Source organism: Pseudomonas sp. SWRI22 (assembly GCF_014268395.2).
In the GTDB taxonomy this organism is placed as follows: domain Bacteria; phylum Pseudomonadota; class Gammaproteobacteria; order Pseudomonadales; family Pseudomonadaceae; genus Aquipseudomonas; species Aquipseudomonas paracarnis.
This window is the reverse complement of sequence record NZ_JABWQK020000001.1, coordinates 827,117-847,015: the sequence shown is the minus strand read 5'-3', so window position 1 is coordinate 847,015 and position 19,899 is coordinate 827,117. Positions and strand designations below refer to the sequence as shown.

Below are 19,899 nucleotides of genomic sequence, written 5' to 3'. Positions count from 1 at the left end.
TTACGATAAGGACAGCCCAACCATGGCAATCGCTCGCCCCACCCTTGAACAGCTATTGGATATTTCGAGCAGCCTGCACATGCAACTCAGTGCAAAGCAAGCCGATGAATACCTGGCGCTTATGCAGGCAAGCTTCGACGCATATGACCTGGTTGACGAGCTGCCGGACTTCATCCCGCCGGTCCGTTATGAACGCAGCTCGGGCTATCGTCCCTCGGCCGCACACAACCCACTCAACGCCTGGTACTTCCGCACCGAAGTCAACGGTGCGCGCGAAGGCAAGCTGGCGGGTAAAACGGTCGCCCTCAAGGACAATATTTCACTGGCTGGTGTCCCCATGATGAATGGTGCCAAGCCGCTTGAAGGCTTCGTTCCCGCCTTCGATGCCACGGTTGTCACGCGCTTGCTGGATGCCGGCGCGACCATCCTCGGCAAGGCAACGTGCGAACACTACTGCCTGTCCGGCGGCAGCCACACCTCCGATCCTGCACCGGTGCACAACCCCTTTCGCCAGGGCTTTGCCTCGGGAGGCTCGTCTTCCGGCAGCGCAGCACTGGTTGCCGCCGGCGAGGTCGACCTGGCAGTCGGCGGTGACCAGGGCGGGTCAATCCGCATCCCTTCCGCCTTCTGCGGCACTTACGGCATGAAGCCGACCCACGGACTGGTGCCCTACACCGGCATCATGGCCATCGAAGCGACTATCGATCACGCCGGCCCCATTACCGCAAACGTGCGCGACAACGCCTTGATGCTGGAAGTCATGGCCGGCGCCGATGGGCTCGATCCGCGACAAGCCGCGCCGCAGGTCGACGCTTACAGCGATTACCTGGAACGCGGTGTCAGCGGGCTGAGGATCGGCATCCTGCGCGAAGGTTTTGAACTGGCCAACCAGGACCCACGTGTGGCCTCTTGCGTACGTCAAGCCATTGCAGCGTTTTCGCGGCTGGGCGCGCAGGTCGAGGAGGTGTCAGTGCCTGAGCACAGCATTGCCGGTTCGCTATGGCACCCCATCGGCTGTGAAGGCTTGATGATGCAGATGATGCACGGCAATGGGGCCGGTTTTAACTGGCAAGGGCTGTATGACCTCGGGTTGCTGGACCAGCAAGCCGGATGGCGCGATCAGGCCAATGACCTGTCCGCCTCTCTCAAGCTGTGCATGTTCGTCGGGCAATACGGTTTGGAACGCTACAACGGACGTTTCTACGCCAAGGCACAAAACCTCAGGCGCGTGGCACGTGCCGGGTATGACGCCGCGTTGGCGCGGTATGACCTGCTGGTGATGCCCACCGTCCCGATCATCGCCCAACCCCACCCGCAGCCGGGTTGCTCGATTACCGAGTACGTGGCCCGTGCACTGGAAATGATCGGCAATGCCTCTGCCCAGGACATCACCGGGCATCCGGCCATGTCGATTCCCTGTGGTCTGGTAGACGGTTTACCTGTCGGGATGATGCTGGTCAGCAAGCACTATGCCGAAGGCACGATTTACCAGGCTGGCGCAGCGTTCGAGGCGTCGGTTGACTGGAAAAACTGTTAGCCGGTAAACCCGGGCAGCGCAAAAAGAACAAGCCGCCAGGCGCTGCCCAGAAGCTCAACGATGAGGAGTCAACTTATGAGCGCACATGAAGCAACCACATCAACACCGGGAGAACGCGCGCAAGCGCTACTGCAAGTGCTCAAACAGAAGGATCTGATCCCCGACGGTTACATCGACCACATGACACAGCTGATGGCACACCAGTGGAGCCCGGAGAACGGGGCTCAAGTGGTCGCCAGAGCCTGGGTGGACCCGCAGTTTCACGAACTGCTGCTCAAAGACGGCACCGCGGCGTGCGCCCAATTTGGCTATACCGGCCCGCAGGGTGAATACATTGTTGCGCTGCCAGACACGCCCAGCGTGAAAAACGTGATTGTGTGCAGCCTGTGCTCCTGCACCAACTGGCCTGTCCTGGGTTTGCCGCCGGAGTGGTACAAGGGCTTCGAGTTCCGCGCCCGACTGGTGCGCGAAGGGCGCACCGTCCTGCGGGAGCTGGGCACCGAGCTGCCGGCCGACGTCATCGTCAAGGTGTGGGACACCAGCGCCGAAACCCGCTATCTGGTGCTGCCTTTACGGCCCAAGGGCAGCGAATCCATGGATGAAGAGGCCCTGCGAAAACTGATCACCAAGGATGTTCTTATCGGCGTGGCGCTGCCTTACGTGGCGTAAACGGTGCCCTTTGTTTTTTGCATTTTTCAGAGGTATTCACAATGGATGGCTTTCACGATCTCGGTGGGTTTCAAGGCTTTGGCAAAATCCCTCACACCATCAACAGCCTGAGCTACCAACCCGTGTTCAAGCAGGACTGGGAACACCTGGCCTACAGCCTGATGTTTGTCGGTGCCGATCACTTGAAAAAGTTCAGCGTGGACGAAGTTCGCCATGCCGTGGAGCGCCTCGACGTGCGCCAACATGTCGGCACCCAATACTACGAACGCTATGTCATCGCGACCGCCACCCTGTTGGTCGAAACCGGTGTGATCACCCAGGCGGAACTCGACCAGGCCCTGGGTTCGCACTTCAAGCTGGCGAACCCCGCGCATGCCAGCGGGCGCCCGGCGATCAGCGGCCGCCCGCCCTTTGAAGTGGGCGACCGGGTGGTGGTGCGCAACGAGTATGTGGCCGGGCATACCCGCATGCCGGCCTACGTGCGCGGCAAAGAAGGCGTGGTTGTGCACCGCACCGCGCAAAAGTGGCCCTTCCCTGACGCTATCGGCCACGGTGATCTGAGCGCGGCGCATCAGCCGACCTACCACGTCGAGTTTCGCGTGAAAGATCTCTGGGGCGATGCAGCAGATGAGGGGTTCGTGGTGGTCGACCTGTTCGAAAGCTACCTGGACCACGCCGATGGCACGGTGAACGCATGATGGACGGTGCCTTGGCAGGCCGACTGCCGGTGACGGTGCTTTCCGGCTTCCTCGGCGCCGGCAAAACCACCCTCCTCAACCATATCCTGCGCAATCGCGACGGCCTGCGCGTTGCGGTCATCGTCAATGATATGAGCGAGGTCAACATCGATGCCGAGCAGGTGCGGCGCGACGTAGCGCTGCACCGGGGCCGCGATGAGTTGATCGAGATGAGCAATGGCTGCATCTGCTGCACGCTGCGCGCCGATTTGCTCGAGCAGATCAGCGCCCTGGCACGCCAGCAACGTTTCGACTACTTGTTGATCGAGTCCACGGGGATTTCCGAGCCGATGCCGGTTGCCGAGACGTTCGCCTTCCTCGACGCGCAGGGCTTCAGCCTAAGCGAACTGGCGCGGCTCGATACGTTGGTGACGGTGGTCGATGGCAGTCGCTTTGAGGCATTGCTCGAATCGCCGGACATTGTGGACCGCGACGACGCACCCACGCGCCACCTGACCGACCTGCTGATCGAGCAAGTGGAATACGCCAATGTCATTCTCGTCAACAAACTGGACCTGATCGACGAGCCCGGCTACAAGGCCGTGCACGCGATCCTCGCCGGCCTTAACCCGAGCGCGCGGATCATACCGATGACTCAGGGTAACGTGGAGTTATCCGCCATCCTCGGTACTCACCTGTTTGATTTGCCCAGCCTTGTGGCCTCGCCCGGCTGGATGAAAAAAATGCAGGCCGACGACGCACCGGCCTCTGAATCGGACACCTATGGCGTGACCTCCTGGGTGTACCGCGAGCGTGCCCCTTTTCACCCACAGCGATTACTCGATTTTCTCCAGCAGCCCTGGCGAAACGGGCGACTGTTGCGCAGCAAAGGTTACTTCTGGCTCGCCAGCAGGCACTTGGAAACCGGCCTGCTGGTGCAAAGCGGCAGGCAATTCCAGTGGGACTACGTCGCGCACTGGTGGAACTTCATCGAGCAGGCGCAATGGCCGCTGGATGAATATCGGTTGCAGAACATCATGGCCAAGTGGGACAGCATTGTCGGCGATTGCCGGCAAGAGCTGGTCTTTATCGGCCAGAGCCTGGACACCCAGGCACTGCAGCGCGCACTCGACAATTGCCTGCTGAGCGCTCAGGAAATCGCCGCTGGCCCCTCGGCCTGGCAAGCCCTGCCGGGGGCGACAACCTTTGACTCCCTGGCCTTATCGGCGCCGACGCCGTCCTTGCAGGCTGACCCCATTTGACCGAGGTAGAGGTGGCCGCGCAGCCTGCGTGGGCAAAGCACATATTCCAACAATAATAATCAGGTACGTTATGCGCGATTACGACTCAGCAGTCTCATCCTTCGATTATCTACAGCTGGCTGCCCGGGACTTGCACGGCGAACCCGGCGCCTTGAATGCCTGCATTGAATGCTGCGACCGGCATGCCCATGGCAATGGCGTGGCGTTGTATTGTGAAACGCGCGATGGCCACGCCACGCAGCACACCTTCAGCGAACTGCAGGCGCACGCGGCGCGCTTCGGCAACTTCCTGCGAGCCCATGGCGTGCAGCCGGGGGATCGGGTTGCCGGCCTGATGCCACGCACGGTTGAACTGGTGATTGCCATCTTGGGAACCTGGCGCATCGGGGCGGTCTACCAACCACTCTTTACCGCGTTCGGCCCCAAGGCCATTGAACAGCGACTGGACTGTTCCAACGCGCGCTGGATCGTGACCGACGCCCACAATCGTCCCAAGCTGGACGAGCTCTTCGACTGCCCCCACGTCATCGTGACCGACGCCACCTCACGGCGTCCCAGCGACTACGCGTTTTGGGATGTGCTGGAACATCAACAACCCGACTGCACACCTGAGCTGCTGGACGCCCGTGCGCCGTTCCTGCTGATGTGCACCTCGGGCACCACAGGGCCGGCCAAGCCGCTGGAGGTGCCTTTGAGCGCCATCCTTGCCTTCAAAAGTTATATGCGCGATTCAATCGACCTGCGCGAAGACGACCGTTTCTGGAACCTCGCCGACCCCGGCTGGGCCTATGGCTTGTATTACGCAGTGACCGGGCCACTGGCGTGCGGCCGGGCCACGCTGTTCCATGACGGCCCTTTCACCACGCAAAGCACCAGCCGGATTATCGCCAAGTACGGGATCAGCAACCTGGCCGGCTCGCCTACGGCCTTTCGCCTGCTGATTGACGCCGGGGCCGAGTTCGCCGACGCCGTACGTGGCCAACTGCGTGTCGTCAGCAGCGCCGGCGAACCGCTCAACCCACAAGTCATCCGTTGGTTCGCCGAACAGCTCGGCGTGGTCATTCACGATCATTACGGCCAAACCGAAATCGGCATGGTGCTGTGCAATCACCATGGGTTACGCCATCGGGTCCGCGAGGGTTCTGCCGGTTATGCGGTGCCGGGGTACCGGATTGTCGTGCTGGACGATGCGCAAAGGGAGTTGCCGACAGGCCAGCCGGGCGTACTGGCGGTGGATCGCGAGCGCTCGCCCCTGTGCTGGTTCAATGGCTACCTTCACATGCCCACCAAGGCGTTTGTGGGCCGTTATTACTTGAGCGGCGATATCGTGGAGCTCAATGAGGACGCCAGTATCAGCTTTGTCGGCCGTAACGACGATGTGATCACCACGTCCGGCTACCGCGTGGGGCCTTTCGATGTGGAGAGCGCGCTCGTCGAACATCCGGCAGTCGTCGAAACCGCGGTGATCGGCAAGCCCGACCCGCAACGCACCGAACTGATCAAGGCGTTTGTCGTGCTCAATCGTGAGTACCTGCCCAGTGTCGAGTTGGCAGAAGTCTTGCGCCTGCATGTCCGACAGCGCCTGGCTGCGCATGCGTACCCACGGGAAATCGAGTTCGTCGAGCAACTGCCCAAGACCCCCAGTGGTAAGTTGCAGCGGTTCATACTGCGCAACCAGGAAATTGCCAAGCAGCAGGCACTCGACACATGAGGACGGCTCTCGCGCTCAGCCGCTCGGAGTTTCAGCGCAGAGCCCTGGAGCTGTTCAAGGAGCGTAGTTTCAGCCAGGTCAGCATGCGCGAATTGGCAGCGCATGTTGGCATCAGCCCGGGAGCAATTTATCACCATGTAGAGAGCAAGGAAGCCATGTTGTATGAGTGGCTGATAGAGCTGTATCAGGCGCTCTTGTCGCACGTCGACCGGATCAACACCCGTAGATTGACGCCGGCACAACGTCTGACAACACTGATCGAAGGCCATCTTCAATTGCATGAACAGATGACCGGGCACTTCAAGTTAGCGGTCATGGACGCCAATTGCCTGGGCGCTCCGATGCAGGCGAGCGTTGAGCGATTGAGGCGAGCCTATGAGTCGCAACTCATGAAGGTGATCGGCCAGCAGGGCCATCAGCCCGGCGGGCCGTTGCGTGAGGGAGCGCTCACGGCGATTTTGCCCGTACTGAACAGCCTGCCCACATGGCTGAGCCCGACGATTGATAACTGTCAGCGTCGGCTTATTACAAAGACCATCGCCGATGCGGTCATAAAGGCCATTAATTCCCTACCTTGAGTGCCGCTGCGCAGGCCCAGTAGCCTCCTACACGCCTATCGCCTTGGCCAAGGCGCTTAGTCGCTCCTTCTCATGCTGCAGTGTCAGTGTTGCATGCGCGCGTGTGACGAGTTGGTCCGCCTGCCTAAGGCACGCCGTTTTGAACAGAACAGGGTTTATTTCGGCAAGGCTGATAAGGGCTTTCAACAGGCGAGCATCCACTTCGAACACACCTGCACCGTCTCTGCTGATCGGGGCGAAGAAATCCTCAAACAGATCATCGACGTTCAGCCCTCGAACAAATACCTGCTCACACTGCTGATCTGTCTGCCGGCCAGACCCGCCGGGCTTACCCCAGCATGTCAACGTTCTCACTCCCCGGCCAATTACATCAATAGCGGTACCTGGATCGTTGACGGCAGGTGACAACGCGCGCGAAGCGATTTCAGAGAGGACGCAGAGCCCGAAACGGGGATCGTGTTCGAACGTGCGACGGTTACCGATGGTCAGCGTAGACAGGATCTTTTCCCTGGTGGCCTGTGTGCCATCGTCTTGCCTGGTGCCCAGGCTGACCACGTGCAACAGTGGCATGCCTTCGTGCACGAAGGTTCCCGGCACCACCTCCAGGTAAATATGCGTGCAGTCATGCTGCGCGATAGCGCCCAAGGCCAACACGTCGATATGCTGCACATAGCCCGTCTGCTCACTTTCGATGGTCATTGCGCCGGGGGCCAGAGCGTGATCGGTCGGGTAGGCTGCAGCGCCGAGGCAGGGCCATTGGGCGCGTTGGCTGATGGCCGCCATGGCCGCTTTTTCGACGCGGTCGATGGTTTCTCCTACCCTGCCGAGCTTGGACAAATGGTCGATCCACCGCAGCAGGGTGTAGACCACCAGTACAACCACGGCGATGGTCACCGCGAACAGCAGCACGCGACCCTGCGCGCCGTAGGCGCCGGTGCTCAGGGCAATGATGCCTACCAGGCTGAAAAGAAATGAGCCAATAAACGTAGCGAGGGCGTTTTGTGTCGTAGTGTCTTCCATCACCAAAGTGGTGGCTCGCGGGGTCACACCACTACTTGCGGCACCGTACGCGGTGACCATCGTGCTCAACGAAAAGGTCGTGACGGCCAGCATGCTGGACGCAATGATGCCCAGAATCTTGTCCACCGCATCTGCACCGATGCGCGTGGGCAGGGACTCGGGAACGAAGTCTTTGAACACAACGGCAAGCAGTGCCGTAGCGACCCCTAGAAGCGAGAACAAGGAGGCTCTGAACCACAATCGCTTGGTGAGACGATGGGTTGCCCAGCGCAAACGGTCGATCATGTGGTGCCCTCGGTGACTGCGTCGATTTGAACGGAGTGTACATGGCTGTCGATACTGGCTAAGTTGAATTAATCTTGGCCATCTCAAAAATGGAACACTGCCCATGTTCGACCTCAACGAACTCTTCCTCTACGCCAAGGTGGTCGAGCACGGCGGCTTTGCGGCGGCGGGCCGTGCGCTGAACCTGCCCAAATCGACCTTGAGCCGCAGAGTCAGCCAGCTTGAAGCCAGGCTGGGGGCGCGGCTGATACAGCGTTCGACGCGCCAGTTCCAGGTCACCGATATCGGCCAGGCCTATTACCGCCATTGCGTGGCGATGATTGCCGAAGCCGAGTCGGCCGAAGATGTGATTGCCTTCAACAAATCAGAGCCGCGGGGCGTGATCCGCTTGAGTTGCACCACTGCGCTGCTCAACTACTGGGTGGCGCCGATGCTCGCCCAATTCATGGCGCAATGCGCCAGCGTCGAACTGAACGTGAAAAGCTTCAACCGCAAGGTCGACATCATCAGCGAAGGCTATGACATGGCCTTGAACCTGTGTTTCCCGCCGCTGGAAAGCAGTGAGCTGGTCATGAAGGTACTGGCTAAAAGTCCTCAGGTACTGGTGGCGAGCGCGACTTTTCTGCAGGACGCTCCCCTGCCCTCGCTACCGGCTGACCTTGCCGGGCTGGCGACGATCCATTGGGGCAACCCGTTGCTTGCGTACCTGTGGGACCTGACCGGGCCGGACGGCGCGACGGCCCAGGTCGCGCACACGCCACGCCTGGTCAGTGATGATATGTCGACCCTGAAAAACGCAGCACTGGCGGGCGTGGGCATCGCCAACCTGCCGCAGGTAGTCGTGAAAGACGAACTGGCCGATGGCCGCTTGATTGCCGTATTGCCTGAATGGCAACCCGCTGAAGGCGTGATCACCGCCGTGTTCCCCTCCAGGCGTGGGCTGATGCCGTCGGTGCGGTCCTTGATCGACTTTCTGGGCGACGCGTTTGAGGCGCCGTGATGCTCCCACCGATTGCTGGGAAAGTTCCTTGCACCCTCAGCAACAGTCTTTTGTCATCAATCACATTGATAGCTCCCTAACAACCCCCCCATGCTAGAGGGCTGACTCCGCGCTTATATCATTCCGAATGATAGTTACCTTTGCTTCATTCGATTCGTGACATAGCACCTCCCCGCGCATGATCCGCCCATCTCAAATACATTGGCGGATGCACCTCATGGAACAGTCACTCAAACATTTGCGCTTCCCTCTGGCGATATTGGCCGTGGTGGTGATGAGCGCGTGCGGCAAGTCCCCGGAACAAGCGGCCGCCATGCCTCCTGCCAAAGTCAGCGTGGCGAAGGTGCTGGAACAACCGGTCAACGAGTGGGACGAGTTCACCGGGCGCCTTGAAGCGCCTGAAACCGTGCAGATTCGTCCTCGGGTGTCCGGCCAGATTGACCAAGTCGCTTTTACTGAAGGCGCTTTGGTCAAGAAAGGCGACCTGCTGTTCCAGATCGACCCGCGCCCGTTCCAGGCCGAAGTACGCCGCCTGGAGGCCCAACTGGCTCAGACCAAAGCCGCCGCCACCCGCAGCGAAAACGAAGCCCAACGCGGCGAACGCCTGCGCCAGAGCAATGCGATCTCCGCCGAACTGGCCGACTCGCGCACCACCGCCGCCCAGGAAGCCCGTGCCGCGATGGCCGGGATCCAGGCGCAGTTGGACCTGGCCAAGCTGAACCTGAGCTTTACCCGCGTGACCTCGCCCATCAGTGGCCGCGTCAGCCGTGCCGAAATCACCGCCGGCAACCTGGTAACCGCCGATACCACTGCGCTCACCAGTGTGGTCTCCACCGACAAGGTCTATGCCTACTTCGATGCCGATGAGCGCGTGTTCCTCAAGTACACCGAACTGGCCCGTGAAGGCCGGCGTGGCGCAACCACCCCTGTGTACCTGGGCCTGTCCAACGAAACCGGCAACCCGCACCTGGGCCAGATGAACTTCGTCGACAACCAGGTCAACCCGGCTACCGGCACGATCCGTGGCCGTGCGGTGTTCGACAACAGCAAGGGCGAATACACCCCTGGCCTGTATGCGCGCTTGAAACTGGTCGGCAGCGGCACCTATTCGGCGGTGTTGATCAACGACGAAGCCGTCGGCACTGACCTGGGCAAGAAATTCGTGCTGGTGATGGACGGCGACAAGCCGGCTTATCGCGCGGTGGAACTGGGGCCGAAAATCGAAGGTTTGCGCATCGTGCGCAGCGGCCTGACCAAGGACGACACCGTGATCGTCAAGGGCCTGCAGCGTGTACGCCCAGGCTCGCCGGTCGCACCGGAAACCATCCCGATGGCCAGCAAGGAAACCCTCGCCGCCTTGGCCCAACAACGACAAGCGCTTGAAGCCAGCAACCTGGAGCAAGTGGCGCCGGAAAAACCCGCGCCCAAGCTCGCAAGCGTCGCGACTCCACGCGGTTAAGGGATACGACTCAAGATGAATTTTTCCAAGTTCTTCATTTCACGGCCGATCTTCGCAGCGGTGCTGTCGCTGTTGATCCTGATCGCCGGCGCAATCTCGCTGTTCCAACTGCCGATCAGCGAATACCCGGAGGTGGTGCCGCCGACCGTGGTAGTGCGCGCCAACTTCCCGGGTGCCAACCCCAAAGTCATCGGTGAAACCGTGGCCGCGCCGTTGGAGCAAGCCATCACTGGTGTCGAGAACATGCTGTACATGTCCTCGCAGTCGACCGCCGACGGCAAGCTGACCCTGACCATCACCTTCGCCCTGGGCACCGACCTGGACAACGCGCAGGTGCAGGTGCAAAACCGTGTGACGCGCACCCAGCCCAAGCTGCCGGAGGAAGTGACGCGCATCGGTATTACCGTGGACAAGGCCTCCCCCGACCTGACCATGGTGGTGCACTTGACCTCCCCGGATCAGCGTTATGACATGTTGTACCTGTCCAACTACGCGATCCTCAATATCAAGGACGAACTGGCCCGCCTGGGCGGCGTCGGTGACGTGCAGTTGTTCGGCATGGGCGACTACTCCCTGCGCGTGTGGCTGGACCCGAACAAGACCGCCTCACGCAACCTGACCGCCACCGATGTGGTTACGGCGATCCGCGAGCAGAACCGCCAGGTGGCAGCCGGTGCCCTGGGCGCCCAGCCTGCGCCGAGTGACACAAGCTTCCAGTTGTCGGTCAATACCCAGGGCCGCCTGGTCACCGAGGAAGAGTTCGAGAACATTGTGATTCGTGCCGGCGCCAACGGTGAAATCACGCGCCTCAAGGACATCGCCAGGGTCGAACTGGGCTCCAGCCAATACGCGCTACGCTCGTTGATCGATAATCAGCCCGCCGTTGCGATTCCGATTTTCCAGCGTCCAGGCTCCAATGCCATCGACATCTCCAACGATGTACGCAGCAAAATGGCCGAGCTGAAAAAGAGCTTCCCGGCGGGCATGGATTACCGCATCGCCTATGACCCGACTATCTTTGTGCGCGGTTCCATCGAAGCGGTGGTGCATACCCTGTTTGAAGCACTGATCCTCGTGGTGCTGGTGGTGATTCTGTTCCTGCAGACCTGGCGCGCCTCGATCATTCCATTGGTGGCGGTGCCGGTATCCTTGATCGGTACCTTTGCGGTGATGCACCTGTTCGGGTTCTCGCTCAACGCCCTGTCATTGTTTGGCCTGGTGCTGGCCATCGGTATCGTGGTGGACGACGCCATCGTGGTGGTGGAGAACGTCGAGCGTAATATCGAACTGGGCCTGGAGCCGTTCCCGGCGACCGAAAAAGCCATGAGCGAGGTTACCGGCCCGATCATCGCCACGGCGCTGGTGCTGTGTGCGGTGTTCATTCCAGCCGCCTTTATCAGTGGCTTGACCGGGCAGTTCTACAAGCAGTTCGCCTTGACCATCGCGATCTCAACCGTGATCTCGGCGTTCAACTCCCTGACCCTGTCCCCTGCCCTGGCCGCTGTGCTGCTGCGCGGTCACGACGCGCCGAAGGACCGTTTCTCCAAGTTCCTCGACAAGGTCTTCGGGGGATGGCTGTTCCGTCCCTTCAACCGCTTTTTCGAAAAGGCCAGCCATGGCTACGTAGGCACCGTGCGCCGTGTGATTCGCGGCAGCGGTATTGCCTTGTTCGTCTACGCGGGTTTGATGGTGCTGACGTTCTTCGGCTTTGCCCACACGCCGACCGGTTTCGTACCGGCCCAGGACAAGCAATACCTGGTGGCCTTCGCCCAACTGCCCGACGCTGCGAGCCTGGACCGCACCGAAAACGTGATGAAGCGCATGTCGGAGATCGCCCTTAAACAACCCGGCGTGGAAGCCGCAATTGCCTTCCCGGGCCTGTCGATCAACGGGTTCACCAACAGCCCGAACAGCGGCATCGTGTTCGTGACCTTGAAGCCCTTTGATGAGCGCAAAGACCCAAGCATGTCTGCCGGTGCGATTGCCGGTGCACTGAACGGCCAATACGCCAATATCGAAGAAGCCTACATGGCGATCTTCCCGCCGCCGCCGGTACAAGGCCTGGGCACCATCGGCGGGTTCCGCCTGCAGATCGAAGACCGTGGCAACCTCGGCTATGACGAGCTGTACAAAGAAGTGCAGAACGTGATTGCCAAGAGCCACGGCGTGCCTGAACTGTTCGGCCTGTTCACCAGCTACACCGTGAACGTGCCACAGGTCGACGCCGCCATCGACCGCGAAAAGGCCAAGACCCACGGCGTGGCGATCAGCGACATCTTCGACACGCTGCAGGTCTACCTGGGTTCGCTGTATGCCAACGACTTCAACCGCTTCGGGCGTACCTACCAGGTCAACGTGCAGGCCGAGCAACAGTTCCGCCAGGACTCCGACCAGATTGGCCAACTGAAAGTGCGTAACAACAAAGGCGAGATGATCCCGCTGGCGACCTTTATCAAGGTCAGCGACACCTCGGGCCCGGACCGCGTCATGCACTACAACGGCTTCATCACCGCAGAAATCAACGGCAACGCCGCGCCGGGCTACAGCTCGGGCCAGGCCCAGGCCGCGATTGAAAAACTGCTCAAAGATGAACTGCCCAACGGCATGACCTACGAGTGGACCGACCTGACCTATCAGCAAATCCTCTCGGGCAATACCGCGCTGTTCGTGTTCCCGCTCTGCGTGCTGCTGGCCTTCCTGGTACTGGCCGCCCAATACGAAAGCTGGAGCCTGCCGCTGGCGGTGATCCTGATCGTACCGATGACGCTGCTGTCAGCCATTACCGGGGTGATCATCTCGGGCGGCGACAACAACATCTTCACCCAGATCGGCCTGATCGTACTGGTGGGCCTGGCGTGCAAGAACGCGATTCTGATCGTCGAGTTCGCCAAGGATAAACAGCAGGAAGGCCTCGACCCGCTCGCCGCGGTACTGGAAGCCTGCCGCCTGCGTCTACGGCCGATCCTGATGACCTCGTTCGCGTTCATCATGGGTGTGGTGCCGCTGGTACTGTCCAGCGGTGCCGGTGCCGAGATGCGCCATGCCATGGGTGTGGCGGTGTTCTCCGGGATGATCGGTGTGACCTTCTTCGGTCTGTTGCTGACACCAGTGTTCTACGTACTGATCCGTCGCTATGTCGAGCGCAGTGAAGCGCGCAAAGCGGCCAAGGCCTTGAAGCTGGAGACACAGCAATGAGTGTGAAAGTATTCCTGCCGAGCCTGTTGGTGCTGGCGCTCGCCGCCTGTGCCGTAGGCCCGGACTACAAGACCCAGCAACTGGAGGCGGCCAATATCACGGCCGCCGCCGACACCAAGAGCTACGACCACGCCAAATACGAAGGCATCTGGTGGCAGCAGTTCGACGACCCGACCCTCAACCAACTGGTGACCCAGTCCCTGAGCGGCAACCGCGACCTGCGCGTGGCCTTCGCCCGTCTGCGGGCGGCACGGGCCATCCGTGATGATGCGGCCAACGACATCATGCCGGTGGTCACCTCCCGCGCCAGCAGCGATGTGGGCAAGGGCCAGATTCCCGGCCAGACCACCAAACGCGTCAACAGCGAGCGCTACGACCTGGGCCTGGACATGGCCTGGGAAGTGGATTTGTTCGGACGTATCCGCCGCAACCTGGAAGCCAGTGACGCCGACCAGCAGGTGGCCGAAGCCGACCTGTACCAGCTGCAAGTCACCATGATTGCCGAGCTGGTGGATGCCTACGGCCAACTGCGCGGTGCGCAACTGCGCGAACGTATTGCCCTGGACAACCTGAAGAACCAGCAGGAGTCGCGTGCCATCACCGTCAGCCTGCGCGATGCCGGCGTCGGTGATCAGCTCGACGTGGAACGTGCCGATGCGCGCCTGGCGGCGGTGGAAGCCAGCGTGCCGCAACTGCAGGCCGAACAAGTGCGCGAACGCAACCGCATCGCCACCCTCCTCGGCCAGCGCCCCGACAAGCTGAGCGTGGACCTGAGCCCGAAAGACTTGCCAGCGATTGCCAAGGCGTTGCCGATTGGCGACCCAGGGCAACTGCTGCAACGGCGCCCGGACATCCTCAGCGCCGAACGCAAACTGGCCGCCGCCACCGCACGTATCGGCGTGGCCAAGGCCGACCTGTTCCCACGGGTGAGCCTCAGCGGTTTCCTCGGCTTCACCGCCGGGCGTGGTTCGCAGATCGGCTCGGCCGCCGCGAATGCCTGGTCTCTAGGGCCGAGCATCACTTGGGCCGCGTTTGACCTGGGCAGCGTACGCGCGCGTTTGCGTGGCGCGAATGCCGAAGCCGATGGCGCACTGGCCACCTATGAACAGCAAGTGTTGCTGGCATTGGAAGAGTCTGAAAACGCCTTCAGCGACTACGGCAAGCGCCAGCAACGTTTGGTCTCGCTGATCCGCCAAAGCGAATCCAGCCGCGCCGCCGCCGACCTTGCGGCGATCCGCTACCGCGAAGGCACCGTGGACTTCCTGGTCCTGCTCGACGCCCAGCGCGAACGCCTGGCCGCCGAAGACGCCCAGGCCCAGGCCGAAGTCGACCTGTATCGCGGCATCGTCGCAATCTACAAGGCCCTTGGGGGTGGTTGGCAGCCGGATACAGTGGTGGCTAGCAACAAGTGATGTAAAGAGCTCCTTTGGTTGGTCGCATCCAGCCAATTTTTAGCCCTGCGGTCCATTCGGTCGCGGGGCTTTTTTTTACCCTGGCATTAGCGGATCAATCAATTTGGCTTACATGTAATACTTGTCTGAAAGACGCTTCCCAAATATTCAAGCAAGTTAAATATCTGTCGCAAGGGGTCGATAGCAGGGTGAACCTTTCATCCTATAAGGAGACGAGCATGGATATGAGATTGGTAATCCCCAATACACTTTCCAAACAGACAGATGCTTTTGTTATCAAAAATCCAGAGAAAACGACGAACACATTTACTTTTACTGAAGAGTCCAAAGCCGTTGATGAGCTGCGAATGTGGCAGCAAACGCATCTTGCTGACCTGAAGCAGTTTTTAAAGGGCTATGACCTGACATCTATCAGCACTGACGAGCTAAAAGTAGTCGGAAGGCGGTTGTACGAGAGCAATATCATTGATGCAAATGCTTTCGGCATATTCACATTTGGAGATGGTGCATTTGATGCCAACGGAAAACAAACAAACACACAGGTAAAATTCAACGCAATCGCCCTATTCAACGAAAAGCTGGATGATTACCTTGACTTTGTTAAAAGCAACCCAAGCGTGGGGCGCTCGCAAGGCATTCCTGAATACATAAAAGGGATGGTGGATGCTAATCGCGCTATTAATGCGTTGGCGTACTTCTCGAACTCTTCGAAAAATGATCTTTCAGTCGAAGAGCATGCTTGATCCCGACGCAGAAACCCAAATCGAAGTGTGCCAGAACCTCTGGCACACCTTATTTATCTATGGGTCAGCGGCCGTATCTAACGGTACCCGAATAGGACTTTGATCCCCCATCCGGTTTGTGAAGCCTCACTCGATAGGTACCTAAGGTTCCTACCCAGGAAGTATTGACTGAAAGCGCGTTACCGGCGACGGCTTTCCAGGAACTGCCGACCTCTTGATCAATATAAATCTGAGGACTTCTCCCTGCACCGCCAGCGGAAACCATGGCATTTATATTTGCGTCGGAGCAACCGTTCGCACCAGTTATCGTGAAGGGACCATGGGCGACACTATCATCTCCAGGCCCGATTATCCCGGTGAAGTTTTCTGAAATATTCAAGCAAAGCGCAGACACCTGAACAGACACCACCATCAACGCACTAAAGGGTAACGCAATTAAACGCTTCATAAGTTCACCATCACATTATGGATTGAAAACTTAACGCATGAAGGTCATCACACCACGTGCTCATTCAGCTATAGCAACGCCCTCACAGGTAAGTACTGTGACCCCTCTACCCAAAAGCCTCTGTAGCGGCCGCGTAGGATCACCATTAAAACTGTGCACGATTTTTTGCTTCGGATATGCCAGCCACTTCCTAAAAACAATAAGGCAGGGTTTGTCATACTCAAGCGAAGGGCGCTGTCAGTTATTTCCTGATCCCGCCTGTAACGCCACTTTCAAGCAAGTCAGGTGCCGTCCTGGCGGCCCATTCTAAAAAGAACCTTTTTTAAAATACCAAGTGCTCTTGCACATAGGCCTTGAACGCCTGGTCACGTGCCGGCTGATGCGTGAGCGGGCGCTCGGGAAGCACTGTACCGGGAGGCTGCTGCATTAATCGGTAAACTCCGATCAGCTTCCTGGAGCCCTGGTCCATCGCGTAGATCAACCCTGGCGCGGGGGCGCGCGCAGAGCGTTTGCTGACGATTCTTATGGGTACCTGATCGGTGATCGGTAATTCCCCAAAAGCCGCCTGCGCGGCTTCAATTATCGCGCGGTTATGCTTGAACAAGTTGGGGTCTGTCTTGAGCTGAGACAGCAGGGCAACACTGGTCATCGTGGACTCCGCGTTGAGATTGCCGGCGCGGGAGCCATACATGTTGACGCCCGTCTTGCCCACAAGGACTGGTGCATCTTCACCTGGCAGGACCAACACTGCAGGGTCGGTATGCCCGTTGGCCAAGTTGAGCAAACCTGCCGCATTTTCTTCATCTGTTCTCAACCGCGTGAGGTAGGCGAGATCAAGCGTACCTCGGCTCACAGGGCCTGGCAGGTGGTCCAATTCATGAATCAACGCGTTGCTCATAGCGCCTTCGTGGGAGCCAAAATGCTGGTAATAGCGCTTGGCACCATCAATGTTGACCTCCATGAATTTCCCCGTCTTATCGACCTTGAAATCTTCCGGGATGACCTGCGCCACCCATCGTTGGTCCCGGGAGCGCATGAACTTTATGTTTCTGGTGGTCAGCGCTTGAGCGTTGGTCTTGAGCCGTGTAAGGCGAGAGGTCATCAGTTTTCGTGCGTGATCAGGTCTAATGCCCTGGAAGCTCTTGAGCACAAAGTCCACGTCTTCAGTCAGCGCAGGGTCTGCTAGCGCTTTAAGTGCATCGTCCACCTTGGACACCATCAGCGGCTGCGAACGCTCGATGAGTTCCTTGACCTCCGCGCGTGTGGCTCTCGGCCCTGGCTTGACCTTGCCTTCGTTCGGTTGCGTCTCCACCGGGCGCTCTTCCTGCGGCTTTTCTGTGCTTTTTAGCGAGTCGCGGCGCATTTGCCGAACGCGCCCGACCCGCTGTTCTTCGAGTTGCGCTTTCCAAGCGGCGCGCACCACGCTCTGGGACTTCTCTCCAAGCCGAAACAGGCGGCTTCCTACCCACTTGGCGACTTTGAGCAGAGGTTCAGAGAGGCCGGCGAATGGATTGAGCAAACCGTTGGTGACTGTCCCCACCGCCCGGGTAGCCGCCGCCAGCCTGGAAAAGCCGGTTTGCGCCTTATCGAACGCTGCAGCCCCCTCCGCTGCACCTCCTGCGACGACAGTAATGGCTACCGCAACGTCGGTGGCGCACCCTGTCAACGCTCTCAGGTCTTTTTTGACGTGCCCGGAGACAATGTCGTCGTAGCAAGCCTTGAAGGGAATCAATGTATTTACAAGTGTTTTACTGACCCGTTTGACCCGAGCCTGGAAACGCTCCGAGGCCGTTTGCCCCATTGCGGTAGTGAGGAGTTGTTCGGGATCCAGCACCAGATTGCGTTGGGCTACGTAGTCAGCAATCGCATTGGCCCGCTCCGAAAAAAAACCAAGCGGTGCCAGCGTTTGTGAAGAGGTCGCTGCCGGCAGTGTTTCGCGCAATGCCCTGATCTGTACCTCGGATGCCCCCGCCCGTGGACCGTCCACGTGGGACTTCATACGGGTCACCCACAACCGCGGGACGATAGCCTCGCCTTTGTCCAACATCGCCTTGAAGTCGTGCCGTTCGACATAGGTCCCGCTCATGGGAAAAAACTCATAACACTTGGCATCTTTGCCCTGCCCGACGCCGATCAGGAAGCCATAGCGCCCCCTCACCGCCTGGAGTTGCTCATCGGCATCTGTTATGGAAGTACCTGCGCCATTAATGGATTCGGCCTCGACTCGATAGAAGGTCAGTTCCTGAGTGGCCAGTGCCTGCCGGTCCGCGTAGGGCATTTTGCTGAGAATGTCTTTCAGGCCCGTGGAGACGGCCTTTTGAAAACGCTCGGTATCACCCTTGACAGCCTCGGCAAGGGACTGCCCGGAATGTTTCAACCTCGTGAAGTGCACCCGCAGGGAGGCCAGCCTGGGGTCATATTCATCTTTGAACAGCGTGGCGCCAGTCATATCCTCAAGCCTGGTCGAGGCAAACTCACCGTACTTGAGATTGCCGCTCATGTGCAGGTCAACCAGACTTTCCTTAAAGCCGAGACTGCGCTGCAACCAGGGTAACCCGGGCACCATATTAGACAGCAACCGGGGAAACCGGTACGCCACGGTATGCATCGGTTCGTTCAGATCGTGCCCGGGAAGCACGCGTTCGAGGTCAGCCTGTGCTCGCGCTCGCCGGTCTTTTATCGGGGTGCTCAATGTTACAAGGGCCTGATGAGAGCTCTCGATATAGTCGTTGTATTTTGTCGCCGCGACTTGCAGGTCTTGGGTGGTGTACTGATCGTCCGCTCGCCGAGCAATGACCCCGTGCATCGTTGCCCAATCAAGCAGCGGTTCTGTTTCGATGGCATGAAACAACACCACTTGCTCCGGCGTCTGGGCCTGGAGGATGGCGCGCTCCAGCACCTGGTCATAGGTGAGGGTGCGGCTGGAGCCCTCTGCTGACTCCTCCAGCAACGCGACAGTTTTCCTGAGTACCACCCAGGCAGGAGAGCCGATGCGCAACGTATCCGGCGTGTCTGGCAGCACAAACTCTGGAGCGACACTGGCCAGCATGATATGCACAGTGGCATCCACCGCCTCGGGCCGCACGCGCCCATTGCGCACCAGATGCGCCTTCAAGTCGCCCTTGACTTCTGCCAGTGTACGCCCGGCGTTAGCCGGTGAGTACAGGTCATAACCTGCGATATGGTTTCTACGCTGCCCCAGCTCGGGGTCAATGCTCAACATCAGGGCAGTCAGCAGCAGTTGGTTGCGCTGGTCGTTTGAAAACCCGGCAGGATCACGCCCAATCGCAGCCAGCAATGTGTTCTGCCGATAGCGATTGAGCGGTGCATGGCTACTCAGATGCCGAGTGATCTGATCATCCATGTTTTGCGTGGTCACGTTCATGCTGGTGAGGATGCCGTCGCCGACATAGGTTCTTAACGCCTCGACCAAGCGTTGGCGTTCGTCAAGGCTCAGGCTTGGGTGGCCTGGCTCGGGTGCCTGCGCAGATGCCCAGGTGTAGTTGCCCAAGGCAGGGCTCGATGGTAGCCCAAGACGCTGCCAATTGATCAGGTTACGCACCTGCGCGGCCGTTCGCGGCAGGTTTTCACCACTCAGCCCTGGAAAACGTTGTTGCAGAAACGCCAGCGCGGTGGTGTCTTTGTCGACGGCGCCAGGACGGGGTGCCAGGTTAAACCGCAGGTTCGCCAGGTCGACGAAGGCATAGTCAGCCTTTTCGAGCACACTGCGCTCCAACACGGTCAACCAGGCTTGCCGGTCAATCGCGTCCGCCTCGCCTTGAGTGAATCTGTGTTGCGCGGGATCCGACCCGGCAACCCACGATGACGAGACCTCAGGGGGGGTAACAAAAGGTGGGGGACCGAAACGCGCTGAAGAGAGAAGAGGTATTGCTGCAGGAACTT

Annotated in this window: 13 protein-coding genes; 11 read left to right on the top strand and 2 right to left on the bottom strand. The window is 59.6% G+C overall.

What is annotated here, in order from left to right:
* The first annotated feature begins 22 nt into the window (after positions 1 to 22).
* From HU730_RS03530 to HU730_RS03505, 6 genes are all read left to right on the top strand, one after another.
* Positions 23 to 1,537, top strand: a complete 1,515-nt coding sequence (locus HU730_RS03530) for an amidase (protein WP_034127374.1) — start codon at positions 23 to 25, stop codon at positions 1,535 to 1,537.
* A gap of 75 nt (positions 1,538 to 1,612) precedes the next feature.
* On the top strand, positions 1,613 to 2,206 hold the full coding sequence (gene nthA / locus HU730_RS03525) for a nitrile hydratase subunit alpha (protein ID WP_186527739.1): 594 nt from the start codon (positions 1,613 to 1,615) through the stop codon (positions 2,204 to 2,206).
* Positions 2,207 to 2,247: 41 nt separating this feature from the next.
* Positions 2,248 to 2,904 carry a nitrile hydratase subunit beta gene (nthB, locus tag HU730_RS03520; RefSeq protein ID WP_096144579.1) on the top strand — a complete coding sequence of 219 codons (657 nt, stop codon included), beginning with the start codon at positions 2,248 to 2,250 and terminating at the stop codon, positions 2,902 to 2,904.
* A complete protein-coding gene (locus tag HU730_RS03515; RefSeq protein WP_186527738.1) occupies positions 2,901 to 4,145 on the top strand; it encodes a GTP-binding protein in 1,245 nt (414 codons plus the stop codon). The genes nthB and HU730_RS03515 overlap by 4 nt, the downstream gene beginning before the upstream one ends.
* A gap of 70 nt (positions 4,146 to 4,215) precedes the next feature.
* Positions 4,216 to 5,856 (top strand): AMP-binding protein, encoded by a 1,641-nt coding sequence (locus tag HU730_RS03510; protein WP_054895916.1) that lies wholly within the window; start codon positions 4,216 to 4,218, stop codon positions 5,854 to 5,856.
* The gene (locus tag HU730_RS03505; RefSeq protein ID WP_034127369.1) at positions 5,853 to 6,434 is read left to right on the top strand and encodes a TetR/AcrR family transcriptional regulator; all 582 of its coding nucleotides are present in this window, start codon (positions 5,853 to 5,855) and stop codon (positions 6,432 to 6,434) included. The genes HU730_RS03510 and HU730_RS03505 overlap by 4 nt, the downstream gene beginning before the upstream one ends.
* Before the next feature lie 27 nt (positions 6,435 to 6,461).
* Here HU730_RS03505 and HU730_RS03500 read toward each other — a convergent pair whose 3' ends face one another.
* On the bottom strand, positions 6,462 to 7,739 hold the full coding sequence (locus tag HU730_RS03500) for a DUF2254 domain-containing protein (RefSeq protein WP_057977307.1): 1,278 nt from the start codon (positions 7,737 to 7,739) through the stop codon (positions 6,462 to 6,464).
* A gap of 103 nt (positions 7,740 to 7,842) precedes the next feature.
* Here HU730_RS03500 and HU730_RS03495 point away from each other — a divergent pair, with 103 nt between their 5' ends.
* From HU730_RS03495 to HU730_RS03475, 5 genes are all read left to right on the top strand, one after another.
* The gene (locus tag HU730_RS03495) at positions 7,843 to 8,739 is read left to right on the top strand and encodes a LysR substrate-binding domain-containing protein (protein ID WP_054895919.1); all 897 of its coding nucleotides are present in this window, start codon (positions 7,843 to 7,845) and stop codon (positions 8,737 to 8,739) included.
* Positions 8,740 to 8,956: 217 nt separating this feature from the next.
* On the top strand, positions 8,957 to 10,198 hold the full coding sequence (gene mexE, locus HU730_RS03490; protein ID WP_034135660.1) for a multidrug efflux RND transporter periplasmic adaptor subunit MexE: 1,242 nt from the start codon (positions 8,957 to 8,959) through the stop codon (positions 10,196 to 10,198).
* A gap of 15 nt (positions 10,199 to 10,213) precedes the next feature.
* Entirely contained in the window at positions 10,214 to 13,393 is a 3,180-nt protein-coding gene (locus HU730_RS03485) for an efflux RND transporter permease subunit (protein ID WP_034127367.1), read from the top strand.
* On the top strand, positions 13,390 to 14,805 hold the full coding sequence (locus tag HU730_RS03480) for a TolC family protein (protein WP_181125262.1): 1,416 nt from the start codon (positions 13,390 to 13,392) through the stop codon (positions 14,803 to 14,805). The genes HU730_RS03485 and HU730_RS03480 overlap by 4 nt, the downstream gene beginning before the upstream one ends.
* Before the next feature lie 218 nt (positions 14,806 to 15,023).
* Positions 15,024 to 15,548, top strand: a complete 525-nt coding sequence (locus tag HU730_RS03475) for a hypothetical protein (RefSeq protein ID WP_186527737.1) — start codon at positions 15,024 to 15,026, stop codon at positions 15,546 to 15,548.
* Positions 15,549 to 16,318: 770 nt separating this feature from the next.
* On the opposite strand, the gene HU730_RS03470 is transcribed toward HU730_RS03475, so the two are convergent.
* Entirely contained in the window at positions 16,319 to 19,720 is a 3,402-nt protein-coding gene (locus HU730_RS03470) for a hypothetical protein (RefSeq protein ID WP_186527735.1), read from the bottom strand.
* Between the last annotated feature and the right edge of the window lie 179 nt (positions 19,721 to 19,899).